General features: G+C 69.5%; 19 protein-coding genes and 3 pseudogenes. 8 read left to right on the top strand and 14 right to left on the bottom strand.

Annotated features, from left to right (window positions below):
• Positions 1 to 40: 40 nt before the first annotated feature.
• The 6 genes and pseudogenes from ACN28I_RS35065 to ACN28I_RS35040 all read right to left on the bottom strand — a co-directional run.
• The gene (locus ACN28I_RS35065) at positions 41 to 886 is read right to left on the bottom strand and encodes a hypothetical protein (RefSeq protein ID WP_420946254.1); all 846 of its coding nucleotides are present in this window, start codon (positions 884 to 886) and stop codon (positions 41 to 43) included.
• Positions 887 to 1,058: 172 nt separating this feature from the next.
• On the bottom strand, positions 1,059 to 2,135 hold the full coding sequence (dapE, locus tag ACN28I_RS35060) for a succinyl-diaminopimelate desuccinylase (RefSeq protein ID WP_420946253.1): 1,077 nt from the start codon (positions 2,133 to 2,135) through the stop codon (positions 1,059 to 1,061).
• Entirely contained in the window at positions 2,132 to 3,223 is a 1,092-nt protein-coding gene (locus ACN28I_RS35055; RefSeq protein WP_420946252.1) for a methyltransferase, read from the bottom strand. Before ACN28I_RS35055 ends, dapE begins: the two co-directional genes overlap by 4 nt.
• 9 nt (positions 3,224 to 3,232) lie before the next feature.
• Positions 3,233 to 4,057, bottom strand: coding sequence for a 2,3,4,5-tetrahydropyridine-2,6-dicarboxylate N-succinyltransferase (locus ACN28I_RS35050; RefSeq protein WP_420946251.1), 825 nt, complete (start codon positions 4,055 to 4,057; stop codon positions 3,233 to 3,235).
• 42 nt (positions 4,058 to 4,099) lie between these two features.
• The gene (locus ACN28I_RS35045) at positions 4,100 to 4,432 is read right to left on the bottom strand and encodes a DUF2171 domain-containing protein (protein WP_420946250.1); all 333 of its coding nucleotides are present in this window, start codon (positions 4,430 to 4,432) and stop codon (positions 4,100 to 4,102) included.
• 86 nt (positions 4,433 to 4,518) lie between these two features.
• A pseudogene (locus ACN28I_RS35040) lies at positions 4,519 to 4,719 on the bottom strand (selenocysteine-containing); the annotation flags it as partial.
• Positions 4,720 to 4,931: 212 nt separating this feature from the next.
• On the opposite strand from ACN28I_RS35040, the pseudogene ACN28I_RS35035 reads away from it, so the two are divergent.
• Both ACN28I_RS35035 and ACN28I_RS35030 read left to right on the top strand, forming a co-directional pair.
• A pseudogene (locus ACN28I_RS35035) lies at positions 4,932 to 6,369 on the top strand (pyridoxal phosphate-dependent decarboxylase family protein).
• A 133-nt stretch (positions 6,370 to 6,502) separates the two neighbouring features.
• Positions 6,503 to 7,279, top strand: a complete 777-nt coding sequence (locus ACN28I_RS35030) for a hypothetical protein (RefSeq protein ID WP_420946249.1) — start codon at positions 6,503 to 6,505, stop codon at positions 7,277 to 7,279.
• 6 nt (positions 7,280 to 7,285) lie between these two features.
• Here the strand turns inward: ACN28I_RS35030 and ACN28I_RS35025 are convergent, their stop codons facing one another.
• Positions 7,286 to 8,149, bottom strand: coding sequence for a hypothetical protein (locus tag ACN28I_RS35025; protein WP_420946248.1), 864 nt, complete (start codon positions 8,147 to 8,149; stop codon positions 7,286 to 7,288).
• A complete protein-coding gene (locus ACN28I_RS35020) occupies positions 8,146 to 9,261 on the bottom strand; it encodes an AAA family ATPase (RefSeq protein ID WP_420946247.1) in 1,116 nt (371 codons plus the stop codon). The genes ACN28I_RS35025 and ACN28I_RS35020 overlap by 4 nt, the downstream gene beginning before the upstream one ends.
• Positions 9,262 to 9,436: 175 nt before the next feature.
• Here ACN28I_RS35020 and ACN28I_RS35015 point away from each other — a divergent pair, with 175 nt between their 5' ends.
• From ACN28I_RS35015 to ACN28I_RS35000, 4 genes are all read left to right on the top strand, one after another.
• Positions 9,437 to 10,156: a glycosyltransferase family 2 protein gene (locus tag ACN28I_RS35015; protein WP_420946246.1), complete on the top strand. Its 720-nt coding sequence runs from the start codon at positions 9,437 to 9,439 to the stop codon at positions 10,154 to 10,156.
• A 132-nt stretch (positions 10,157 to 10,288) separates the two neighbouring features.
• Positions 10,289 to 10,852, top strand: a complete 564-nt coding sequence (locus ACN28I_RS35010; RefSeq protein ID WP_420946245.1) for a putative ABC transporter permease — start codon at positions 10,289 to 10,291, stop codon at positions 10,850 to 10,852.
• Positions 10,853 to 11,092: 240 nt separating this feature from the next.
• The gene (locus tag ACN28I_RS35005; protein WP_043412497.1) at positions 11,093 to 12,127 is read left to right on the top strand and encodes a rod shape-determining protein; all 1,035 of its coding nucleotides are present in this window, start codon (positions 11,093 to 11,095) and stop codon (positions 12,125 to 12,127) included.
• 269 nt (positions 12,128 to 12,396) lie between these two features.
• The gene (locus ACN28I_RS35000) at positions 12,397 to 14,184 is read left to right on the top strand and encodes a hypothetical protein (protein WP_420946244.1); all 1,788 of its coding nucleotides are present in this window, start codon (positions 12,397 to 12,399) and stop codon (positions 14,182 to 14,184) included.
• Here the strand turns inward: ACN28I_RS35000 and ACN28I_RS34995 are convergent.
• From ACN28I_RS34995 to ACN28I_RS34975, 5 genes and pseudogenes are all read right to left on the bottom strand, one after another.
• Positions 14,149 to 15,306: an ABC transporter permease gene (locus ACN28I_RS34995; RefSeq protein WP_420946243.1), complete on the bottom strand. Its 1,158-nt coding sequence runs from the start codon at positions 15,304 to 15,306 to the stop codon at positions 14,149 to 14,151. The two genes, ACN28I_RS35000 and ACN28I_RS34995, sit on opposite strands and share 36 nt — an antisense overlap.
• A gap of 3 nt (positions 15,307 to 15,309) precedes the next feature.
• Positions 15,310 to 16,467 carry an ABC transporter permease gene (locus tag ACN28I_RS34990; protein WP_420946242.1) on the bottom strand — a complete coding sequence of 386 codons (1,158 nt, stop codon included), beginning with the start codon at positions 16,465 to 16,467 and terminating at the stop codon, positions 15,310 to 15,312.
• Positions 16,464 to 17,162 carry an ABC transporter ATP-binding protein gene (locus ACN28I_RS34985; RefSeq protein ID WP_420948777.1) on the bottom strand — a complete coding sequence of 233 codons (699 nt, stop codon included), beginning with the start codon at positions 17,160 to 17,162 and terminating at the stop codon, positions 16,464 to 16,466. The genes ACN28I_RS34990 and ACN28I_RS34985 overlap by 4 nt, the downstream gene beginning before the upstream one ends.
• Entirely contained in the window at positions 17,159 to 18,016 is an 858-nt protein-coding gene (locus tag ACN28I_RS34980) for an efflux RND transporter periplasmic adaptor subunit (RefSeq protein WP_420946241.1), read from the bottom strand. The genes ACN28I_RS34985 and ACN28I_RS34980 overlap by 4 nt, the downstream gene beginning before the upstream one ends.
• A gap of 49 nt (positions 18,017 to 18,065) precedes the next feature.
• Positions 18,066 to 18,389, bottom strand: a pseudogene (locus tag ACN28I_RS34975) (biotin/lipoyl-binding protein); the annotation flags it as partial.
• Between the two features lie 210 nt (positions 18,390 to 18,599).
• On the opposite strand from ACN28I_RS34975, the gene ACN28I_RS34970 reads away from it, so the two are divergent.
• Positions 18,600 to 18,818, top strand: a complete 219-nt coding sequence (locus ACN28I_RS34970; protein ID WP_420946240.1) for a DUF2171 domain-containing protein — start codon at positions 18,600 to 18,602, stop codon at positions 18,816 to 18,818.
• 27 nt (positions 18,819 to 18,845) lie between these two features.
• On the opposite strand, the gene ACN28I_RS34965 is transcribed toward ACN28I_RS34970, so the two are convergent.
• Positions 18,846 to 20,207, bottom strand: a complete 1,362-nt coding sequence (locus ACN28I_RS34965) for a phosphatidylglycerol lysyltransferase domain-containing protein (protein ID WP_420946239.1) — start codon at positions 20,205 to 20,207, stop codon at positions 18,846 to 18,848.
• A gap of 173 nt (positions 20,208 to 20,380) precedes the next feature.
• On the opposite strand from ACN28I_RS34965, the gene ACN28I_RS34960 reads away from it, so the two are divergent.
• Entirely contained in the window at positions 20,381 to 21,694 is a 1,314-nt protein-coding gene (locus ACN28I_RS34960) for a hypothetical protein (protein WP_420946238.1), read from the top strand.
• Positions 21,695 to 21,812 lie beyond the last annotated feature (118 nt).

Genomic DNA, 21,812 nt, shown 5'->3' with positions numbered 1-21,812 from the left:
CGTTTTCATGCGGCCCCGCCCTCATTTTCAGCCCGCTGTGTCAGGGGGTCGCGCAGCTGATGGTATCGAGCATCGTCACGTTCGCATTGCCCGTCACACTCCAGTTGCCCACGCCGCCGGTGCCGTTGATGAAGGAATAGGCCGTCGAGCGGGTGCTGGAGGTGTAGCTCTGCGCATGGGCGTAGTTGTTGTCCTGGCAGAAGCGGCGGGCGGTGTCCGCCGCGCTGGAACCCGTCGCGGGATAGAGGGTCCCCACGTAGTAGCCGTTGACCATCGGGCTCGCGAAGGTGACGCGGGTGCCGAAGCAGGTAATCGAATCGAGCATCGTGACGTTCGCATTGCCCGTCACGCTCCAGTTGCCCACGCCGCCCGTGCCATTGATGAAGGAATAGGCCGTCGAGCGGATGCTGCTGGTGTAACTCTGCGCGCCCGAGTGACCTCGGTCCTGGCAGAAGCGCCGGGCGGTGTCCGCCGCGCTGGAGCCCGTCGCGGGGTAGAGGGTGCCCACCTCATACCCGTTCACCGCCGGGTTCGGATAATAGGTGGTGGCCGCGTCACCACAGGTAATCGAGTCGAGCATCGTGACGTTCGCATTGCCCGTCACACTCCAGTTGCCCACGCCGCCCGTGCCGTTGATGAAGGAATAGGCCGTCGAACGGATGCTGGAGGTGTAGCTCTGCGCGTAGGCGTAGTTGTTGTCCTGGCAGAAGCGGCGGGCGGTGTCCGCCGCGCTGGAACCCGTCGCGGGATGGATGGTCCCCACGTAGTAGCCGTTGACCATCGGGCTCGAAAAGGTGACGGACGCCGCATGGGCCGGCATCGAAAAGCCAACCGTCGCGAACAAGAACGCCAGACCCGCGGAAAGACTCACACCCTGCTTGTTCATTCCACTCCTCCACAAAACCGAGAGGGTGGGAATGTATAGAATTCGAGAAAGAACCGTAAGCAGATAGACAGGGGCACTTCAACGATACGGGTTCAACCCGGGGTCCGTGGCACCCTCACCCCGTCCCTCTCCCGGGGGGCGAGGGGAGATGGGCGCAGTGTGATTCTTGGGGTCAGCGGGCCTGCTTCAGGAAGGACGCCAGCTTCTCGTAGGCCACCGCCAGCGCGGGAATCGGTGCGCTCTCGTTCGCCTGGTGGGCCTGCGCCGTCTCGCCCGGCCCGAAGTTCACCGCGTCCACCCCGAACTCGGAGAACCGTGCCACGTCCGTCCACGCCTGCTTCGATGCCGCCGGCAGCCCCGTCAGCTTCATGAGCTGCTGGAACAGCGGGTTGTCCGCGCACACCCGGCCGCTCGGCGCCAGGTCCGTGAACTCCACCTCCGCCGCGTCTCCCACCAGCTCCCGCACGTCCTGCTGCGCCCGCTCCACCGTCTTCCCCGGCGCGAAGCGGTAGTTCAGGTTCAGCTCGAACGCCTCCGGTATCACGTTGCGCGCCCGCCCTCCCGAGGCCTTCGTGATGTTCATCACCTCGTAGAAGGCGAACTCGCCGTACATCACCTCGCGCCTCGGCAGCTCCAGCAGCCGCGCCAGCAGCGGCCCCGCCTTGTGGATGGCGTTCTCCCCCTGCCACGGCCTCGCCGAGTGCGCGCTGCGTCCCTTGAACCGCAGCGTCACGTGCAGACTCCCCACGCACCCCACCTGCACCACCCCGTCCGTCGGCTCCATCGCGATGCCGAACTTCACCCGCTTCAGCTCCGGGCGCGTGTCGAACAGTGGCCCCAGCCCGCTCTCCAGGTAGGGGCCCTCCTCCCGCTCGTAGAGCACCACCACCAGGTTCACCGGCAACTCGGCGCGCGGCAGGTCCTCCGCCAGCGCCATCATCACCGCCAGCCCTCCCTTCATGTCCGAGGAGCCCAGACCGAAGATGCGCTCGCCCTCGATTCTCGGCTCCCGGTCGTTCGGGTGCGCGGGCACCGTGTCCAGGTGCCCCACCAGCGCCACCGTGGGCCGTGGGTCCAGGAGACTCCCCAACACCAGCGAGTGCCCCAGCCGGAACACCTCGCGCTGCGGGAAGTGCGCGTGGGCCCAGCGCTCCACGTGGTCGGCGAGCGCCCGTTCCTCCCCGATGGGGCTGGGGATGCGGCACAGGGCCAGGGTGGATTGCGCGAGGCGGGTGGCGAGCTCACTCATGACGTTGCTTTCGAGACCGGCACGAGCCCGTAGAGGGTGGTGACCTCGCGGGAACGCGCCGCATGAAGCGGGTCCGACTTGTCCTTGGCCTTCGAGTGGCGTGCCGGAGCCGACTGCTTCCACTTCACGGCGAGCCCGCACCGCGCCAGCTCCTGGTCGAGCCACCCGGCGTCCCGCAGCCCGAGCAGCACCGCGAGGTCGGAGAGCACCAGCAGCCCCTCGCCCCCCGGGTTGAGGTGCCCGGCCAGTCCTTCCAGGAAGCCGCTCAGGAAACGGTTGTCCTCGTCGAACACCGCGCGATCCACCCGGTTCTTCGGCGGCTCGGGAATCCACGGCGGATTGCTCACGATGAGGTCCGCCTTGCCGGGAGGATAGAGGTCGCCTTCCATGACCTCGAAGCGCTTGGACAGGCCGAGCCGCTCGGCGTTCTCCCGCGCACAGGCCACCGCGCGTGAATCAATATCCGTCGCCGTCACCGAGGCCGCGCCCCGCTGCAGCAGCAGGAACGAGACCACGCCGGTGCCCGTGCCCACGTCGAACACCTTCTTGCCGCGCACGTCGGTGACGGACAGGAGCAGCTCGACGTAGTCGGTGCGCGTGGGCAGGTAGACGCCGTAGTGGGGATGGAGCTTGCCCTGAAGGCCCGGCACCTCCAGGCCCTTGCGCCGCCACTCCGCGGCGCCGAGCATGCCGAGCAGCGTCTTCAGGGAGACCACCGTCTTGTCGGCGTCGGGCTCGCCCCACACCTGGCGGCAGGCCTCGGCGACGTCGGGGGCCCGCTTCAGCTCCAACCGGTAGGAACGGTCGAGCGCCACCACGATGCGCGAGAGCGTCTCGTGCTCCAACTGGCGCGCGCGGCGCTCGGCCCGGAAGGCCTCCAGGGGCGAGCGCGCCCCCCGAGGCTCCGGGAGGCGGCGGCCCATGGCGCCCAGGAGCTGCTTCGCGTTGTGGAAGTCTCCCGTATAGAGGAGGTGCTCGCCCCGCCGGACCCGCTTCAGGGCGGCGTCCGCGGTGAGGCGGTCATCAACAGGGGAGAGCCGCGACGGTGCGGGCTCGCCGCTCTCCGAACGCCAGGTGAATGGGTCCATGCGCGGTGTCTACACCGACACGGCGAAGTCGCGCAGCGCCGCGTTGAGGCTCGTCTTCTTGTCGGTGCTCTCCTTGCGCTGCCCGATGATGAGCGCGCACGGCGTCATGTAGCGCCCGGCCGGGAACTGCTTCTCCTTCATGCCCGGAATCACCACGCTGCGCGCCGGCACCCGGCCCTTGTAGACCTTCTCCTCCGGGCCGGTGACGTCGATGATGGGCGTGGAGGCCGTCAGCACCACGTTGGCGCCCAGCACCGCCTCCTCCTCCACCACCACGCCCTCCACCACGATGCAGCGGCTGCCGATGAAGGCCCGGTCCTCGATGATGACCGGCGAGGCCGTGGGCGGCTCGAGCACCCCGCCCAGTCCCACGCCCCCCGACAGGTGCACGTCGCGGCCCACCTGCGCGCAGCTCCCCACCGTGGCCCACGTGTCCACCATCGTCCCCGCCCCCACCCGCGCCCCGATGTTCACGTAGCCGGGCATCACCACCGCCCCGCGCTCCACGAAGGCCCCGTAGCGCACCGCGCCCGGCGGCACCACCCGCACCCCGGCCGCCTCCAGCCCCTTCTTCAACGGAATCTTGTCGAAGAACTCGAAGGGCCCCACCTCCATCACCTTCATCTCCGAGATGCCGAAGAACAGGAGGATGGCCTCCTTCACCCAGGCATTCACCTTCCAGCCCTCGGGCCCCTTCTCCGCCACCCGCACCTCCCCCGCGTCCAGCAGCGCCAGCGTCTCGCGCACCGCCGCGACGTACTCCGCTTCCTTCAGCTTCGCCCTGTCCGCGAAGGCCGCGGACACCCGCTGCGACAGGTTCTCTGTGGAGGACATGGCCGCTCCTTCAAGCATGAAACGCCACCGGGCGCATCATCCTCATGCGTGCGCGTGCAGCGCCGCTTCCAGCTTCGTGTTCGGGGGCTCCGCCAACGGGTAGGTGGCCGTGACGAGCTCCAGGCGCTTCCGGCCCGCCTCGGGCTCCAGCACCTCGCGCGCCCGCCCCGCCAGGTGCACGCCCTTGCCCGTCACCCGCTCCACCCGCGCCAGGGGCACCGCCCACAGCTTGCGCGAGAAGCGTCGGCGCACGAACAGCACCGTCTCCCCCACGCAGTCCACCCGCCCCAGCACCTTCCCGTCCAGGTCCACCACCTTCATCCAGTGCTGGATGGACTTCCGCTTGAAAGGGGACTCCAACCACGCCACGGCCATGGCCTCACCTCCACTCGCTCAAGGTGAGGCCCGGCCACCGGGGAGCACGGCGCCGGGTGTCGAGCCCCCGGCCGCCTGCCTGAGAGTCATGGGCTCGCTGGAGAGGGCCCGCCCACCACCTTGGAGACCGCCTCGACGATCTGCTGCTCGGTGGGGAAGGCGAACGACTCCTTCTTCACCACGGGGGTTCCATCCACTTCCACGATGAAGCTGCCGGAGGGGCCCACCTTCAACTCCGCGTCCAGGTTCAGCTCCTTCTTCAGCGCGGCCGCCGCACGGGCGGCCCGAGGCCTGTAGCCTCAAGCATTACAGAACGTGATGGTGATGCGGGACGCCATGGCGGGCCTCCTGGGCCTGGGGCGCGAGAGCCGCGCCTCCCTGGGGTGTAGCCATTGAAATAACGGGCCACGAGGAGCGTGCAAGCAGGACACCCGCCCTCCTGTCCGCTCCCCACCGGATGTGATTGACGCCGCGGTGGGCGGGCGGCATGCAGCCGTGCATGGCTCCCCACCGCCCGAACCTCGCCGCCGCCTATGACCCCGAGCACTTCCGCCGCCTCGGGCACCAACTGGTGGACCAGCTCGCCGACCACCTCGCCCGCACCACCCGCCGCGAGGGCCCCGTGCTGCCCTGGGCCCCGCCCGCCACCCACGTCGAGCGTTTCCCCGCGGACTTCCCCGAGGAGCCCACGGGTGACGCCTCCGCCCTGCTCGCCCGCGTCATCGACGGCTCGCACCACCTGCACCACCCGCATTACGTGGGCCATCAGGTGTCCGCGCCCCTGCCGCTGGCCGCCCTGTGCGACCTCGTCTCCTCGCTCCTCAACAACGGCATGGCCGTCTACGAGATGGGGCCCATCTCCACCGCCATGGAGCACAACGTGGTGCGCTGGCTGGCCGGGGTGCTCGGCCTGCCCGAGGGCGCCGGTGGCGTGCTCACCTCGGGCGGCTCCGCCGGCAACCTCACCGCGCTGCTCGCCGCGCGCCAGGCCAAGGCCGGTTACGACGCGTGGAACGGGGGCCCCACCGCCGGGCCTCCCCTCACGGTGCTCGTCCCCGAGTCCACCCACTACTGTGTCGCCCGCTCCGTGCGGATGATGGGCTGGGGCGCCGAGGGCATCACCCCCGTCCCCGTGGACGCCCGCTACCGGCTGCGCCCCGAGGCCCTCGAGGAGACCCTCGCCGCCGCGCGGCGGGCCGGCCGCCGTCCCATCGCCGTGGTGGCCAGCGCCGGCTCCACCGCCACCGGCGCCTTCGACCCGCTCGAGGCCGTGGCCGACTTCTGCGCGAAGCACGGCCTCTGGTTCCACGTGGATGGGGCCCATGGCGCCTCGGCCGCGCTCAGCCCCCGCTACCGCCACCAGGTGAAGGGGATTGAGCGCGCCGACTCGGTGGTGTGGGACGCGCACAAGATGATGATGATGCCGGCGCTCATCACCGCCGTGCTCTTCCGCGAGGGTCACCGCTCCTTCGAGGCCTTCGCCCAGGAGGCCTCCTACCTCTTCACCGGCCAGGACACGCGGCGCTGGAGCGACGTGGCGCTGCGCACCCTCGAGTGCACCAAGGAGATGATGGCCCTCAAGCTGTACGCCTGCCTGAGCACCCTGGGCACCAGGCTCTTCGCGGACTCCGTCACCGACACCTTCGACCTGTCCCGCCGCTTCGCCGAGCGCCTCCAGTCCTCCGGCGACTTCGAGCTGGCCGTCCCTCCCGACTGCAACATCGTCTGCTTCCGCCACACCCCCCGGGGCCTCCCCGCCTCGGAGGCTCGACGCGCTCCAGGTGCGCCTGCGCGAGTCGCTCGTCACCCGCGGCGACTTCTACCTGGTGCAGACGACGCTCGGCGGCCGCGTGTGGCTGCGCACCACCGTCATCAATCCGCTCACCACCGACGCGGACCTCGACGCCCTCCTGGAGGCCCTGCGCCGGGCCGTTTGAAGCCCGGGTCACGAATCGGCGAAACCCGTGAAACAGGATTTTTCCACTGGAACTGACTTCCCGGAAGATAGTAGGAGTCTCGACGAAGTCCCCCCATGGCCGCCCCCCGGCCTTCTTCGCGAGGCATCCCCCCATGAAGTCCAGCTCCTCTCTCAAGTCCCTCCTCGGTGGCCTGGTGCTGCTGGCCGCTCCGGCCGCCCTGGCGGGCAGCGCCGAGAACATCGCCCTCTTCGATTCGAGGATGGCGACCGCGCGCACCAGCACCAGCCCCAGCGGCGCGACGGTCACCCGCGCGGAGATGGTGGGGGCGCTCGACGCCTTCGACCGGGACTCCTGGGTGGACGCCACGGAGCGCGCCCATCTGTCCACCAAGGTGGGCAGCAGCACCTTCCTGACGGGCCTGGCGGCTGACGCGAAGCTGTACCTCACCCTCTTCCACGAGCTGAACGACGCGGCGACCTACGCGGCACCGCTGGGGATGAACGCGGTGTCGGGCACGCCGGCCCAGCTGTATGGCGCGAGCGGAGCGCTCGCCAACGCCTCGCGCATCAAGGAGGGTTACATCCCCTACAACCAGGGCGTGGCCAATCAGGTGACGCTGACGGATACGTACGGGTGGACCTTCGGCAGCTCTTACGACTACGGGTACTTCTTCGAGCCCATCACCCAGGCCGAGCTCATCACCAAGCTGAGTGCGCGCACGGCCTACGGCACGCCGAGCACGGCCGAGGTGAATGGCGCGGCGGCGTACATCAACCAGATTTCGGGCAACAGCCAGCGGCTCTACGTCTCGAGCTGGCGCTCCATGGGCCGGGGTGGCCCGGGCGAATCGGCCGGCTTCGTGGTGGCCGCCGTCAGCTCGGACCGGCGCTTCGTGCGCATGGTGGAAGTGCTCACCTGGGCGGAGTGACACGCCTCAGAGGTTGCGCAGGACACGCGCGCTCTTGAAGTCCGACGTCGCCGGATGCCCCTGCCCTGGAAAAGGGTGGGGCACTCCGAGCCCGTGGGCGATGTCCTCGAACAGCGAGCGGGCGAGACGGACACGCTCGCTGTGCGCGAAGACACGGGACCAGTCCAGCCCGCGCAGGGCCTCGGCACCGCCCTTTGTCTCGACGTAACGGTCCGTGTAGGGGTTCGCCGGGTCGCAGAGGAAGCGCAGGTAGTGCTTCGGGTGCCGGGACCGCTCGGGCAGGGGAATGGCCCAGGACTTCTGCTTCGGACTCTGCTTGTGCGGAACGAGCGGATGACCCAGGTACTCGGAGTCGTCCGTGGCGAACGCCTCCAGGTCGATTGCCGCCGCGTCGACACGGGAAGGCCGGCTCGCCCCCGCGCGCACGAGCGCCCCTGGCTCGGCGAAGAAGTAGGCCTCGACCATCGGCGCGAGCAGGTGGAACGAACACCGCTCCCGGACGCGCCGGGTGACCTTCTCGCGTGTGGCCTCCGACGTCCACGCGTGCCGGGCGAGATGTGCGTGAACCGCGTCGCGCACCCTCCCCGCCACCTGCTCGGGATGAGGTGCGTTGACCAGCTCGAGGTCATCGAGCGCCACCACGAGGTCGGGCGGCTCCTCCTCGACCGCGGCCACGAGACTCGCCGCGAACTTGTCGAGCGTCGTACCCGGAACGGCTGCCTCGGGAAGCTCCCGGACATCGGCACTCGTGAACGATTCGACCCGATCGAGCAGTTCGAACCGGGCCTCGGGGAAGACACGCGTGAGCGAGTCACACAGGCCCTTCTGCTCGCACTTCCCCGTGACGATGAGCCCGACGTGCGCGCTCACGCCTCATCCGCTCCCGCAGGAGCGCCGTACTTGAGGTGCTCGTAGAGGTCTCCCAGCGAGAAGTGAGCCAGCCAGCTCCGCTTCCTGATTTGGTCAAGTGGCACGGGCAGCACCTCTCTTGCTGGCTCCATCACGAACACCTTCTCCGGCAACTCCTTGAACGTGTCGAGGATGACAGGCGAGTGCGTGGCCAGAAGCATCGTTACGTCATGCGTATCCGACCACTCGCGGAAGGCATCCATCAAGCAGCGGATGGAGTAGGGGTGCAGCGCATTCTCGGGCTCGTCGATGGCGAGCACACCTCCGCGCGTCGACGACGCGACGGCACAGAGGTGGATCAACGCGACGAGGAACCCGTCTGGCAGCAGGGCGGGAGTCAGCTTGTGGCCATTCGGCATGTGGACTTCACACGACACGATGTTGGCCGCGATCGGGAAAGAGAAATCCTCAAACAGCTCCGGGTAGCAATCGCGCAGGGTGTCGGACACGAAAGCCCAGCGCTCCCGATGGTCACGCCGGTTGCGCCAGTTCATCAAGACCGCGAAGAGATTCCGTCCGTCATCGCTCAGCCCGAGATCCCCACCGAGGAGCGAGCCCTCCCGGCGGAGGTTCGCGAGGGCGTAGTGATGGTGATGGCGGTAGGAAGAGAGGATCTCCACAAGCCGCCGAACCGGCTCGGAGACCGCATCCTCTGAGTCCGCATTAAGACCCGCATAGTAGATCAGATCGCGTAAGCCGACCTGTTCAACAATAGCCGCATCGGCCTCAGCCCCTCCGTATTCATAAGCGATCGCATCCCCATCAATGACGCGCTCGTAAAGGGGAAGGCGCGCGCCACCTGGACCCAGGGAAAGCTCAGGACTGAACTCCCAACTGGCACCCTCGACACTGAGTTTGAATGAGATCGGCTCGTCCTTCTGAGCCCCGAAGTGACGCAGGCCATATGCCCCGCCATGCCCGGCAATCGCCTTCGTAAAGCCATTTTTGGAGGTGTCCTGTAGCAGTTGAAGCACGTCGATCAGCGTCGTCTTCCCGCTCCCGTTCGGCCCCACGAGGGCGCAGACCCCCGAAGGGCTCCAATCCACACGGCGGAGGCCGCGGTAGTTACGCACGCTTAGTGTGAACCCCATGTCCCACCTCTCGCGGAAAGCCCGGCTGACCTCCCACCATCATGGCCATCCGGCCGGACGGGAGCCATGGCGCGAATACCCCAGGCCGGGGACCTGGCGCCGCCCCCCTACCGAAGAGTCGCGCGAGGGGCGGAAATCGGATAGAGCCCGCTCTGCCATGCTCGTCTCGGTCGTCATCCCTGTCTACAACGAGATCTCTACCCTCGCCGAAATCCTCCGCCGCGTGACCGCGGTGGACTTCCCCAAGGAGCTCGTCATCGTGGACGACTGCTCCCGCGACGGAAGCCGCGAGCTGCTCCAGCGTCTGGCCACCGAGGGGCTGTCCGCCGTCGGCGGCAACCCGAAGAACCGCAACGAGCTGCGTGTCCTCTTCCAGGAGAGGAACCAGGGCAAGGGCGCCGCCCTGCGCCGCGGCTTCTCCGAGTCCACCGGGGACATCGTCATCGTCCAGGACGCGGATCTCGAGTACGACCCGCGTGAAATCCCCCGCGTCATCCAGCCCATCATCGACGGCGACGCGGACGTCGTCTTCGGCAGCCGCTTCACCGGCACGCCCCGCCGCGTCCTCTACTACTGGCACTCGGTGATGAACCAGCTGCTCACCATGCTCTCCAACATGACGAGCAACCTGAACCTCACCGACATGGAGACCTGCTACAAGGCCTTCCGGGCCGAGGTCATCCGCTCGGTGAACATCGAGGAGGACCGTTTCGGCATCGAGCCCGAGATCACCGCCAAGGTGGCCCGCGGCGGCTGGCGCGTCTTCGAGGTCCCCATCAGCTACCACGGGCGCACCTACGAGGAAGGCAAGAAGATCGGCTGGAAGGATGGCGTCCGCGCGCTCTACGCCATCGGCAAGTACTCCCTCAAGCGCTGACGCCCCCCGGGCTGTCCGGCGGCCGACACCCGCCGTCCCTCCCCCCGGGGTCCCCCCAACCCTCCGCCGGGCGCTTCCCCGCTCCCCTGCTTCCCAGGTGCCCTTCGGGAGGCCGGTTCCTAGCTTCGGGGCGTGCTACCGCGATTCCTCCTGTATGGGTGTGCTGGTTGGGTGATGGAAGTGTGCTTCACCGGCATGAGCGCGGCGGTGGTGGAGCGGGACACACACGGGACGGCGAAGACGTACCTGTGGATGCACCCCATCTACGGAGCCACCGCGCTGGGGATGGAGTTCCTCCATGACCGGCTGCGCTTCCTGCCGCGACCCGTGCGCGCCCTGGCCTACACCGCCGTCATCTTCGGCGCCGAGTTCACCACGGGCTGGCTGCTGCGCAAGGCGCTCGGCCGCTGCCCCTGGGACTACGAGAACAAGGGCTGGAGCGTGAAGGGGCTCATCCGCCTGGACTACGCCCCCTTCTGGTACGCCGCCGCCCTGCTCTTCGAGCCCGTGCGCGAGGCCTTCCTGAAGGTCACCAGCGAGGCCCTGCGCCAGACGCCCGAATACCGCCACGCCGTGGAGAACGGCAGCGTGGCCGAGCCCCGGCACCTGGCCCCTGTCTCCACCGAGCAGGAAGCCGGGGAAGCGGCGGACACCTACCTCCTGGCCGGGGAGAGCGAGCTTCACCCGGTCCATTGAAGGGAGAGCCGGAACCTGCCCGCTCGTGGGGAAAACCCCTCATCCCGGACCATCTCTCAGAGGGAGGAATGGGGGATGGGGGGAAGAACAGGGGGCCCCGTGGGCCGGACGCTCTCCGGCCGGGCCCTGCACTTGACAGTTGGCTTTTCTTCCTGCGGGTGGCCCTGCGTAGTAGGTTGCCGCGCACTCACTGTCGGTGTTGGGAAATGACGCCGCACCTTTGAAAGTTTCCGCCCCCGTATGTTCGACTGGCTCCACACTCTCTTCTCGCGTGACCTCGCCATCGACCTGGGCACGGCCAACACGCTCATCTACATCCGCGGACAGGGCATCGTCTCCAACGAGCCCTCCGTGGTGGCCGTCCAACAGGACGCGCGCGGCGGCAAGAAGGTGCTCGCCGTGGGCAAGGAGGCCAAGGAGATGCTCGGCCGCACGCCGGGCAACATCGTGGCCATCCGCCCCATGAAGGACGGCGTCATCGCCGACTTCGAGATCACCGCGGCGATGCTCCGCTACTTCATCCAGACGGCGCACAACCGCAAGTCGCTCGTCAGCCCGCGCATCGTCATCGGCATCCCCTCGGGCATCACCGAGGTGGAGCGCCGCGCGGTGCGCGAGGCCGCCGCCAACGCCGGTGCCCGGGAGGTCTACCTCATCGAGCAGCCCATGGCCGCGGCCATCGGCGCCGGCCTGCCCGTCACCGAGCCCAGCGGCAACATGATTGTCGACATTGGAGGTGGTACCTCCGACGTCGCGGTCATCAGCCTCGCCGGCATCGTGTTCGCCAAGAGCGTGCGCATCGGCGGCGACAAGCTGGACGAGGCGATCATCCAGTACGTCAAGCGCAAGTACAACCTGCTCATCGGCGAGCGCACGGCCGAGCTCATCAAGATGGGCATCGGCACGGCGTACCCCACCGAGGAGGTCATGACCATGGAGATCAAGGGTCGCGACCTGGTGGCCGGTGTGCCGCGCACGCTCACGGTGAGCAGCGACGAGGTGCGTGACGCGCTGAGCGAGCCGGTCAACGGCATCGTCGAGGCGGTGAAGCTGACGCTGGAGCGCACGCCGCCGGAGCTGGCCGGTGACATCGCCGACCGCGGCATCGTGCTGGCCGGTGGTGGCGCGCTGCTGAAGAACCTCGACACGCTGCTGCGCGAGGAGACGGGCCTGCCGGTGTTCCTCGCCGAGGATCCGCTGTCCGCCGTCGTGATGGGCGCGGGCAAGGCGCTCGAGTCGCTCGACATCCTCCGCCAGGTCTGCCAGCCGGGCTGAGCGGGTCCCCCATATCCCCTCTCCCTCCGGGAGAGGGACGGGGTGAGGGTATCTCGGGCCCCGGGTTGGGTCGCGGGATGCCCTCGTCACACGGGTTGCGAGCTCGCCCCCCAGCCCGGGCCGGAATGACGGGGGGAATGTCATTCCGTGATATTCCGCCTGGAATCATGAACCTATCGGACTCCTTTCACCCGGGGACGCCCTGCGTCCTGCGAGGGACTCCCATGCGTTCCACGAGCCCTTGGTCCGCCAGAGTGGCGATGGGTCTCATGGCCTTCTCCCTCCTCCTCCCGTGGGTGGCACGCGCCCAGAACTCCGCGGAGGTGAGGACCTATCTCTCCTCCATCAGCCGCCTCTACGAGAGCCTCGATTACGAGCGAGCGCTGGAGCAGATCGCCAGCGCCAAACGCCTGACACGTGGCATCGAGGACGACGTCGCTCTCGCCCTCTACGAGGGAATCGTCCTCGCGGAAATGGGCAAGAACGACAAGGCCCGCGCCGCATTCAAGGCGGCCCTCTACCTGAAGCCCGATGCGAAGCTGCCCGTGCAGGTGGCCCCCAAAGTGGAGCAGTTGCTCGAGACCGTGCGCGAGCAGGTGAACCCGAAGCCGGCACCGCCCCCCGCCGCGAAGCAGGAACCCGAGCCGCAACAGCCTGCCGCGAGCGAGAAGGAAGTCCTGCGCGCACCGGAGATCGTGAAGGCCACCCGGCCGGAGCCCTCCAGCCCGCGCCAGGGAATCCAGACCCTGCGCATCGAGGCGCGGGATGCACACGACAGGGCGCTTCGCTTTTCCTGGGAAGCCAACACCGGCACGTTGGAGACGCCGGCGAGTACCGCGACCACGAGCGAGGTCAGATGGAAGGCTCGCAGCTGTGTTCCCGAGGGGCTCACGCCGGCCGTGAAGGCGACGGTGAGCAACTCGCAGGGACTCTCCACCTCGATGAACTTCGCTGTCTTCGCCCCCTCCTGCATCATCCACGAGGCGGGTGACCAGCACTCCCTGAGCGTGCGGCCCGACGGAACGGTGTGGGCCTGGGGGAGCAATACCTACGGACAACTGGGAGATGGGTCGACCATCCAAAGTTCCGCGCCCGTGCAGGTGAGCGCCTTGCGCGGCATGACCGCGGTCTCGGCGGGTGGTGGGCACTCGCTGGCGGTGCGAAATGACGGCACGGTGTGGGCCTGGGGAAGCAACAGGGCCAAGCAACTGGGGAATGGGTCGAGCACCAACCGTTCCTCGCCCGTGCAGGTGAGCACCCTGAGCGACGTGGGCGCGGTCTCGGCCGGCTACTACCACTCCCTGGCGGTGCGAAATGACGGCACGGTGTGGGCCTGGGGATACAACCGGTCCGGGCAACTGGGAGAGGGGACGACCACCGAGCGCTCCATGCCCGTGCAGGTGAGTGGGTTGAGCGGCGTGGTCGCAATCTCGGCCGGCATGCACCACTCGCTGGCGCTGCGAGACGATGGCACGGTGTGGGCCTGGGGGAACAACGATTCCGGGCAACTGGGGGATGGGACGACCACCAACCGCTCCACGCCCGTGCAGGTGAGTGGGCTGAGTGGCGTGGCCTCGGTCTCGGCCGGCTACTTCCATTCATTGGCAGTGCTAGATGATGGCGCGGTGTGGGCCTGGGGAAACAACGGCTCCGGGCAACTGGGCGACGGGACCACCACCCAGCGCACCACCCCCGTGCAGGTAGGTGGGTTGAGTGGCGTGGCCTCGGTCTCGGCCGGCCACTTCCATTCATTGGCGGCGCGAAATGACGGCACGGCATGGGCCTGGGGAAGCAACAAGTCCGGGCAACTGGGCGACGGGACCACCACCCAGCGCACCACCCCCGTGCTTCTGAGCGGATTGAGCAGTGTGGCCGCTCTCTCGGCCGGCATGCACCACTCACTGGCGTTACTAAAGGATGGCACGGTGTGGTCCTGGGGGAGCAACCGGTCCGGGCAACGGGGGGATACGACAAACATCGATCTCTTCACGCCCGTGCCGGTGAGCCGTGGCCCCGCCCGGTCACGCTCTCAAGGCGTCGAGAATCGACAGCCGTGAGGCGCGCAGGGCGGGCAGCAGTCCGCCCAGGGTCCCCATCAGCGTCCCGAAGACGATCGCCGCCACCACGATGCCCGGCGTCGGGGTGAAGCCGAAGCGCACCTCGGCGAACGTCTGGAAGTTGAGCGTCCGGATCTCCATCCACCGCGTGGCCAGCGCCCCCAGTGCCCCCAGTACGCCTCCGGCCGCCCCCAGCACCGCGGACTCGATGAGGATGCTCGCCAGCACGCTCCGGCGCCGGTAGCCCACCGCCCTCAGCATCCCCAGCTCGCCGATGCGCGCCGCCACCTGCGCGTACATGGTGATCATCGCCCCCAGCACCGCCCCCACGCTGAAGATGAAGGACACGAACAGCCCGAGCACCCGGATGAAGGTGGCCAGCCACGTCGCCTGCTCCGCCCAGTACTCGGGCTCCGACTTCGCCTCGAGCGTGAAGCGTGGATCCCCCTCCACTCCTTGGATGAACGCATCGCGCGCCTGCTCCGAGCCCGTGCGCACCACCACGGCGCTCAGCCCCGGCCTGTCGAACGCCGCCCCCAGCCGGTTGACGTCCACCCACAGCTCGGACTCGTAGGCCCCGCCCTCGGCGGTGAACACGCCCACCACCGGCCAGCGCTCCTCGGCGAACGCCAGCTCCCCGCCCAGGTGCGCCCCCGGAGAGCGGCCCACCAGCGCCTCGCCCAGCGCGATCTCGTTGGTGCCCGTCCGGGGCTCCCGTCCGGCGATGAGCCGCACCGTGGGCCGGATGGCGAAGCTCTCCGGACCGATGCCCCGCGCGTTGATGTTCGACTCCTGGCCATCCCCTCGCGGCAGCAGCACCGGCACCACCAGCTCGCCGGCCACCAGCGGGTTGCCCTCGGCCGAGGAGGCCACCTGCGGGGCGCTGCCCAGGGCGCGCAGGGCGTCGCGCTCCACGTTGCTCATCAGCTCGCTGGTGGCGCCCTTGGCCAGAAGGATGACGTTGCGCGGGTCTCCCCCCGAGGAGAGCGCGGATTCAATCCCGTTGGCCAGCATCAGCACCGCGGAGAAGACGAAGACGACGAGCCCCAGGCCCAGCACGGTGAGCCCCGTGGACAGCCGCCGGGCCCAGAGGCTGCGCGTGTTGTAGTAGAGGGGAATCATCGCTCAGGCCACCTTCCTCAGCCCCTCGGCCACGGGAATCCGCACCGCGCGCACCGCGGGGATGGCTCCGGCCAGCAGCGCCACCCCCAACGCCGCCAGCGCCCCGAGCACCAGCGTGCTCTCCCGCATGAAGTCCGCCGGCACGCCGAGCTGCGAGCCCACCACCGCGATGAAGCTCCGGATGAGCACCGGCGCGATGAGCACCCCCAGCCCCCCCGAGGCCAGGCCAATCGCCAGGGACTCGAAGAGCACGAGCATCACCACCCGCCCGCTCTTGAAGCCCATGGCCCGCAGCGTGGACAAGTCCCTCGTGCGCTCGCGCACGCTCATGGCCAGCGTGTTGCCGATGACGAGCAGGATGATGAGCAGGATGACGGTGGCCACCACCTGCACCGCGGTGATGATGGCCGACAGCATGGAGATGAAGCCCAGCGTCGCCGCGCGCTCGCTCTCCGTGCGCGTCGGGTAGGGGCTGTTGGCGAACATGGCGTCCACCGCCGAGGCCACCGCCGCCGAGCGTGACGGGTCCTCCACGCGAATCATGAAGGCCCCCACCCGGTCCTTGCGGTCGTCCGGCAGCTTCTCGTTGAGGCAGCGGAAGGGAAAGAAGAGCGAGGCCGTGTCCAGCGAGCCCGTCCGCACGTCGTAGATGCCCCGCACGTTGAAGGTCCACTCGCCCGGGTAGATGGTGCCCTTGAGCGTCACCCGGTCCCCCGCCTTCCACCCGTAGCGCTTCGCCAGGTCCTTGCCGATGAGCGCCCCACAGGGGTCCGCTTGGAAGGCCGCCACCTGCCGCGGCGGCACCACCAGCTCGTCGAAGACGCTCATGAAGGACGGCGGATCCACGAAGGCCGAGCCGAAGAAGTCTCGCTGGGACTCGCCGTACCGCCCGCCGAAGAAGCCGTAGAAGGTGATGTCGTCCACCCCCGGCACCGTGGAGATGCGCGGCAGGTAGGACAGCGGCAGGTCCGCCGTGATGGAGGCCTTGGCGCGCGTGAAGAGCCGGTCCGCCTGAGCCGACTCCGCGCTCATGTAGAAGAGGTCCACCACCGTGCGCAGGAAGATGAAGGCCATCACCCCCACCGCCCCCGCCAGCACCGTGAGCGCCAGCCGCAGCGGGTTGCGCAACAGGTCCTTCCACACGAGCCGCCCGAACGTCATTGCAGCAGCCCCTTCTCCAGGTGCCGCACCAGGTCCGCGCGCTCGGCGGCGTGCGGATCATGCGTCACCATCACGAGCGTCTTGTGGAGCTGGTGGTGCAGCACCTCGAAGAGGTCCAACACCTGCTCGGCCGACTTGCGGTCCAGGTCTCCCGTGGGCTCGTCCGCGATGAGCAGGTCCGGATCCGTGACGATGGCCCGCGCAATCGCCACCCGCTGCTGCTCGCCTCCGGACATCTGCGGCGGCCGGTGGCCCATGCGGTGCCCCAGGCCCACCACCTCCAGCGCGGCTGCCACGTGCTCGCGGCGCTCGGAGCGGGACAGCGGCGTGAGCAGCAGCGGCAGCTCCACGTTCTCCGCCGCCGTGAGCACCGGCAGCAGGTTGTAGAGCTGGAAGACGAAGCCCACGTGCCCCGCGCGCCAGTCGGACAGCGCCTTGTCGCTCATGCGCGCCAGGTCCTGCCCGCCCACCTCCACCACCCCCGTGGTGGGCCGGTCCAGCCCCGAGATGAGGTTGAGCAGCGTGGACTTGCCCGAGCCCGAGGGGCCCATGAAGGCCTCGAAGGCCCCCGCCTCGATGTCCAGGTCCACGTTCTCCAGCACGGGTACGACGATGTCGCCGCGCTGGTACGCCTTGGAGACCCCCCGCAGCCGGATGAGGGGGGACTTCGCCTCTTGCACGGGCCCGGTGCTCATCCGCCCTCCGTCCGCACCTTCACCTTGCGTCCCGGGCGCAGCGAGCCATTCGGCGACACCACCACCTGCGTCCCCGGCTCCGGCCCCTGTGCCAGCGCCACCTCGTCCCCCACCTTCTCCGCCACCTGCACCGGCTGGCGCCGCACCTTCCCGTCCTGCACCACCCACACCACGCTCTGCCCCCCGTTCCGCACCACCGCCGAGGCCGGCACCCGCAGTGCCGCGTCCTTCTTCGTGAGCGCCTCCTCCGGCACCTCCTCCTTCAGGAAGGCCACCCGCGCCCCCATGTCCGGCAGCACGCCCGGGGGAATCTCCTCGAACTCCACGTTCACGTCCGCCGTCGCCTTGGAGCGGTCGATGGCCGGACGCACCGAGCGCACCTTCGCGACGAAGGCCTGCTCCGGGTACGCGTCGAGGAAGACGAGCGCCGGCTGCCCCAGCTCGATGCGCGGGAGCTGCTCCTCGCTCACCTCCGCCTCCACCTCGAGCGCCCCCAGGTCCACCAGCTCGACGATGCCGCCGACGTTCTCCTGCTCGAGCGCGGCGGGCGCGAGCACCGCTCCCTCGTCCGCCAGCTTGCGCACCACCGTGCCCGCGAAGGGCGCCCGCACCACGGTGTGCGACAGTTGCAGCTCCGCCGCCCGCGCCGCCTCCTGGGCCGCCACGAGCTGGGCACTCGCCGCCTGCTCCTCGGCGGACGAGGCACTCGCGAGCGCCTGCGCCTCCTCCAGGCTCGCCCGGGTGATGACGTCGGCTCCCGCCAGCCGCTCCGCACGCCCCAGATCGCTTCGCGCCCGCGTCGCCGTGGCCCTCGCGGCGATGAGCCGTTGGCGGGCCGCCTGGAAGCTCCGCACGCACCCGGGCGGCCGCTACCCTCGCATCCCGGTCATCCAGGCGGGCGAGCACCTGCCCCTTCTCCACCGCATCGCCCTCCTCCACCGCCACCTCCACCAACCGCCCCGGCACCTGCGGCGCGATGATGGAGCGGCGGCGCGAGGACACGTAGCCGGCCGCGGACAGCTCGGTCTGCTGCTCTCCGGGACGGGCCTCGCGGACCTCGGCCACGCGCACGCTGGGAGCCCGGCCCACCACCGCCAGCCCCACCACCAGGGCGAGCACCACCGCCAGCCCCACCCAGAGGGGCCACCGGCGCAGCAGCTTCCGCCGGGGTTGGGCCGTGCGGTCAATCTTGAGTGAAGCCAACCTCTGGGCCTGGGCCTCCGCCATGCGCGTCTCCCCCGTGCGTCATGAGCCCTCGGAGGAGAAGGTAGGGGAGGCCCCTGGGGCGTGGCCCGGCACGCTGGCCGCCCGTGCCCTCCCCTTGCGGGAACGTGAGCGCCTCCCCCTCCCCGCGGGAGGAAGCGAGTCCCGCTGGCCAAGGCCGCCCGGAGTGTTCATCTCAAGGGCCCCACGGGCACATGAGGACAGAGGACCAAGATGATTGACCCCGGCGACATCCACGAGGGCATGACGGTGAAGGACAGGGACGGGCGGAAACTCGGGACGGTGTCGAACGTCGGGGACACCCACTTCGAGCTGGGGCAGGGCTCGCCCGCTCGCCGGGACTACATGGTGCACTTCCACCGCGTGGAGCGCGTCCAGGGCCGGGAGGTGTTCCTCGCCGCCGCGCCCACGGCCGTGCCTCCCGAGGACTGACGCCGCCCCTCCGCGCGGGACACCCGCTCAGGAGGGCTCGAGCGCCGGGTGCCGGCGTGCCCAGAAGAGCAGCACCGCCGCCATGGCCGGGGCGAGCACGGCCACCCCCATGACGAGCCAATCGCCGGGCCCTCGCGCGCGCGGGAGGTTGTAGAGGAGCGCCTCCAGGAGGGTGAGGCAGGCGTCGCCGGTGATGAGCGAGGCCAGCAGCGTGGCGAGCCCGGAGCGCCAGCGGCGCGCGAGGGAGAAGAGCCCCGCCGTCAGCCCCACGTCGAAGAGCACCCACCCCCACTGCACGAGCGGCGAGGGGAAGCGGTGGGCATTGGCCGGCAACGCGAGCAGCACCGTCCAGGGCACCAGCAAGACGGCGAGCAGCCACACGAGCGTCCGGGGCTGGCGCAGGAGCGTGGCCACGCCGAAGCGCGCGAGGCTCCCCCGGGCGAAGGCCGTCAGCACGTCGTACAGCGGCAGTTGCACCCCGGGCCGCTCGGGCCAGGCCAGGTGGATGCGGTCCCACGCGTGCGGGCGCAGCCGGGCCTTGAAAGCCCGCAGCCCCTCGAAGTCATAGAGGGGCATGCCCACCACCCGCGCCGCGCGCAGCCACCCGGCCACCTCCCCCGCCAGCGGCGCGAGCCCCAGCGTCAGGTAGCTCTGCCCCTCGGCCGCCGCCGCCCGCATCACCGCGTCCACCAGCAGCTCCGCGGTGCCGTTGGGCGCCTTCCCGCCGCGCAACAGGTGTTGCACCAGCCAGCCATTGCGCGCGTACACCGGCACCGCCGACAGGAAGGCCACCACCTCCCCGTCCCGCTCTGCCACGAAGGAGCGCCGCTCCTCGGCCCAGGCGTACGGGGAGAGCTGCACCAGGAAGCCCATGGGCGCCATCCGCCGCGACAGCAACCAGCGCTCCATCAGCCGGTCCACCCCCGCCCGCACCGGGCTCGCCTCCTCCTTCAGCTCGGAGGCAGCCACCTCGCGCACCCGCACGCCCTTGGCCCTCGCCCGGCGCAACTGCTCGCGCAGGCTCCGGCTCTCCCCCACCCCTTGCTCCCAACGCCTCGGGTCCCACACCGGCTGCTCGCCGATGGCCAGTCCCTTCAGCGGGGCCGCGTCCAGCATGCGCTGCTCGGTGGCGAAGAAGCACAGGCGCCGGCCCGAGCGGGCCGCGTGCGCCTCGAAACGCCCGGCCACCTCGGCCAGCCGCTCGTGCGGGGCGATGGGGGCACCAGCCACCACCCACGCCCCGCCCGTGTCCACGTACGCCACGCACGCGTCGTCGCCGTCGAACCAGTACGAGTACCCCGGCTCCAGCACCTGGAAGGACGTGGCGTTCCACCCATGGCGCTTGAGCAGCTCCAGTACCCGCGCGTGCTCCGTGTCGTGGCAGCTCATCCCTCTTCCGCATACGCCCCCGCCGAGCCCCTTCGCAAGGATTCGTCGGGCCCGGGCCGCCTGCCTCCCCGGCGAGAGCCACCGGGTGCGCGACACTACACCCCGGGTGTGTGACAGGAAGGGCGCGGGCGAGGTACACCAGCGCCCTCCCCTTCTCTCCAGGAGCGAGTGGGTTGATATCTCGATACACCTTTCCCCGTCTGGGCCGCACCGTCGCGGCCGGGCTCGTCCTCGGGGCACTCGGCACCCTTCTCGGGTCCGCCGAGGCCCATGCCTTCAACCACGCCGGCAACGCGCGGCTCCTCGCCTCCGATGAGGCCGCCGCCATCAAGAAGCCCGTCATCGGTCTGCAGCGCGCCGCACTGCCGCTGGCGTTCGGCTTCGCGCTGGACACCTCCGTCCTCGCCGACGCGGCGCTCGCCCCCAATCTGGGCCTGCGCTGGGCGCTGGAGGCCGGTCCCCACCGCTTCGTCGTCGGCGCGCGCTACACCAAGTTCCTCGGCAACCAGGTGCTCTCGGACTTCGTCGCCACGCAGCAGCCGGCGGTGAAGAAGTTCGAAATCAACTTCGAGGGGCCCAGCGCCTACGCGCTCTATGGCCTGCAGCTCGGCCCGGTGCTGGTGCAGGGCGAGGTGCGCCACTGGCGCTACCAGACGGCCATCACCACGGCCACCGGCGCCCTGGTGTACAACTTCGCGGGCAACTGGTCCGTGGTGGGTGAGCCTCGGCGTCAGCTTCCAGGAGGGCACCACCCCCCTGCGCGGCGCCGCCGGCCTCCGCTACGCCGGAGACAACTTCGGCTTCTCCCTCGGGGCCGCCTACGTGGACGTGACCGAGCCCCTGCTGCCCGTCAACGAGGGCCGCCTCCCCATCCTCCCCGCCTTCGATCTGTCCTGGACCTTCCGATGAGACGCTCCCTCCTCTCCCTGCTCTGCCCGTTGCTGCTCACCGCGTGCTCCGCCGAGCTGGCCGTGGACACGCCGCCCCAGACGGTCGCCATCCCCGTCACCTCGGCGCTCCGCCCCGTCTACGTCGAGGTCGCCGTGGACATGCCCGAGGAGACGCAGAACCTCGCCGTCGAGGTGAAGGAGATCACCGCCGACCTCACCGTGTTCAACCCCTCCAAGGCGTTCACGCTGAAGTCCTCCGCGCGCCTGTCCCTCGTGGGCACCGCCACGCCGGACAAGCCCATCATCTACGGCGACAACAACCCGCCCCCCTACTACGCCACCGCCGAGGAGCTGCTGCCCCAGAAGGACTTCCCGCCCAGCACCCGCACGCCGGTGAACGTCAACTCGCCCACGCTGCGCAACGCCATCGGCAAGCCGCGCATCTGGATCATCGTCAGCAACACGGTGACGGAGGCGGGCATCGGCAACCCGTTGGAGCTGCCGCTGGAGCTGCGGCTGGAGGACATGGTCCTGCACGCCATCGTCTCCAAGCCCTTCGAGGGGCTGGAGGGCGCGCTGGGGCCCAGCGGTCTTTGAGAGAAAGACGGAGACAAAGTGCGAGAGCCGGGCCCAAGACCCGCCCGGACCCGGCTCTCCGCGGTGACGACGCCTGCTTTCCTAACCCACCGGTCTGACAAGTCCCGGCGGCCCGGGT

The sequence above is a fragment of the Archangium gephyra genome (assembly GCF_049060025.1).
Classification (GTDB): domain Bacteria; phylum Myxococcota; class Myxococcia; order Myxococcales; family Myxococcaceae; genus Archangium; species Archangium gephyra_A.
The sequence above is the reverse complement of the archived record's forward strand: the minus strand, read 5'-3'. Positions and strand labels throughout refer to the sequence as shown.

What these genes read in the sequence shown, in the direction of transcription:
- ACN28I_RS35065 (WP_420946254.1), bottom strand. Translation starts at nt 886, where the DNA reads ATGAACAAGCAGGGTGTGAGTCTTTCCGCGGGTCTGGCGTTCTTGTTC.
- dapE (WP_420946253.1), bottom strand. Translation starts at nt 2,135, where the DNA reads ATGAGTGAGCTCGCCACCCGCCTCGCGCAATCCACCCTGGCCCTGTGC.
- ACN28I_RS35055 (WP_420946252.1), bottom strand. Translation starts at nt 3,223, where the DNA reads ATGGACCCATTCACCTGGCGTTCGGAGAGCGGCGAGCCCGCACCGTCG.
- ACN28I_RS35050 (WP_420946251.1), bottom strand. Translation starts at nt 4,057, where the DNA reads ATGTCCTCCACAGAGAACCTGTCGCAGCGGGTGTCCGCGGCCTTCGCG.
- ACN28I_RS35045 (WP_420946250.1), bottom strand. Translation starts at nt 4,432, where the DNA reads ATGGCCGTGGCGTGGTTGGAGTCCCCTTTCAAGCGGAAGTCCATCCAG.
- ACN28I_RS35030 (WP_420946249.1), top strand. Translation starts at nt 6,503, where the DNA reads ATGAAGTCCAGCTCCTCTCTCAAGTCCCTCCTCGGTGGCCTGGTGCTG.
- ACN28I_RS35015 (WP_420946246.1), top strand. Translation starts at nt 9,437, where the DNA reads ATGCTCGTCTCGGTCGTCATCCCTGTCTACAACGAGATCTCTACCCTC.
- ACN28I_RS35005 (WP_043412497.1), top strand. Translation starts at nt 11,093, where the DNA reads ATGTTCGACTGGCTCCACACTCTCTTCTCGCGTGACCTCGCCATCGAC.
- ACN28I_RS35000 (WP_420946244.1), top strand. Translation starts at nt 12,397, where the DNA reads ATGGCCTTCTCCCTCCTCCTCCCGTGGGTGGCACGCGCCCAGAACTCC.
- ACN28I_RS34995 (WP_420946243.1), bottom strand. Translation starts at nt 15,306, where the DNA reads ATGATTCCCCTCTACTACAACACGCGCAGCCTCTGGGCCCGGCGGCTG.
- ACN28I_RS34990 (WP_420946242.1), bottom strand. Translation starts at nt 16,467, where the DNA reads ATGACGTTCGGGCGGCTCGTGTGGAAGGACCTGTTGCGCAACCCGCTG.
- ACN28I_RS34985 (WP_420948777.1), bottom strand. Translation starts at nt 17,162, where the DNA reads ATGAGCACCGGGCCCGTGCAAGAGGCGAAGTCCCCCCTCATCCGGCTG.
- ACN28I_RS34970 (WP_420946240.1), top strand. Translation starts at nt 18,600, where the DNA reads ATGATTGACCCCGGCGACATCCACGAGGGCATGACGGTGAAGGACAGG.
- ACN28I_RS34965 (WP_420946239.1), bottom strand. Translation starts at nt 20,207, where the DNA reads ATGAGCTGCCACGACACGGAGCACGCGCGGGTACTGGAGCTGCTCAAG.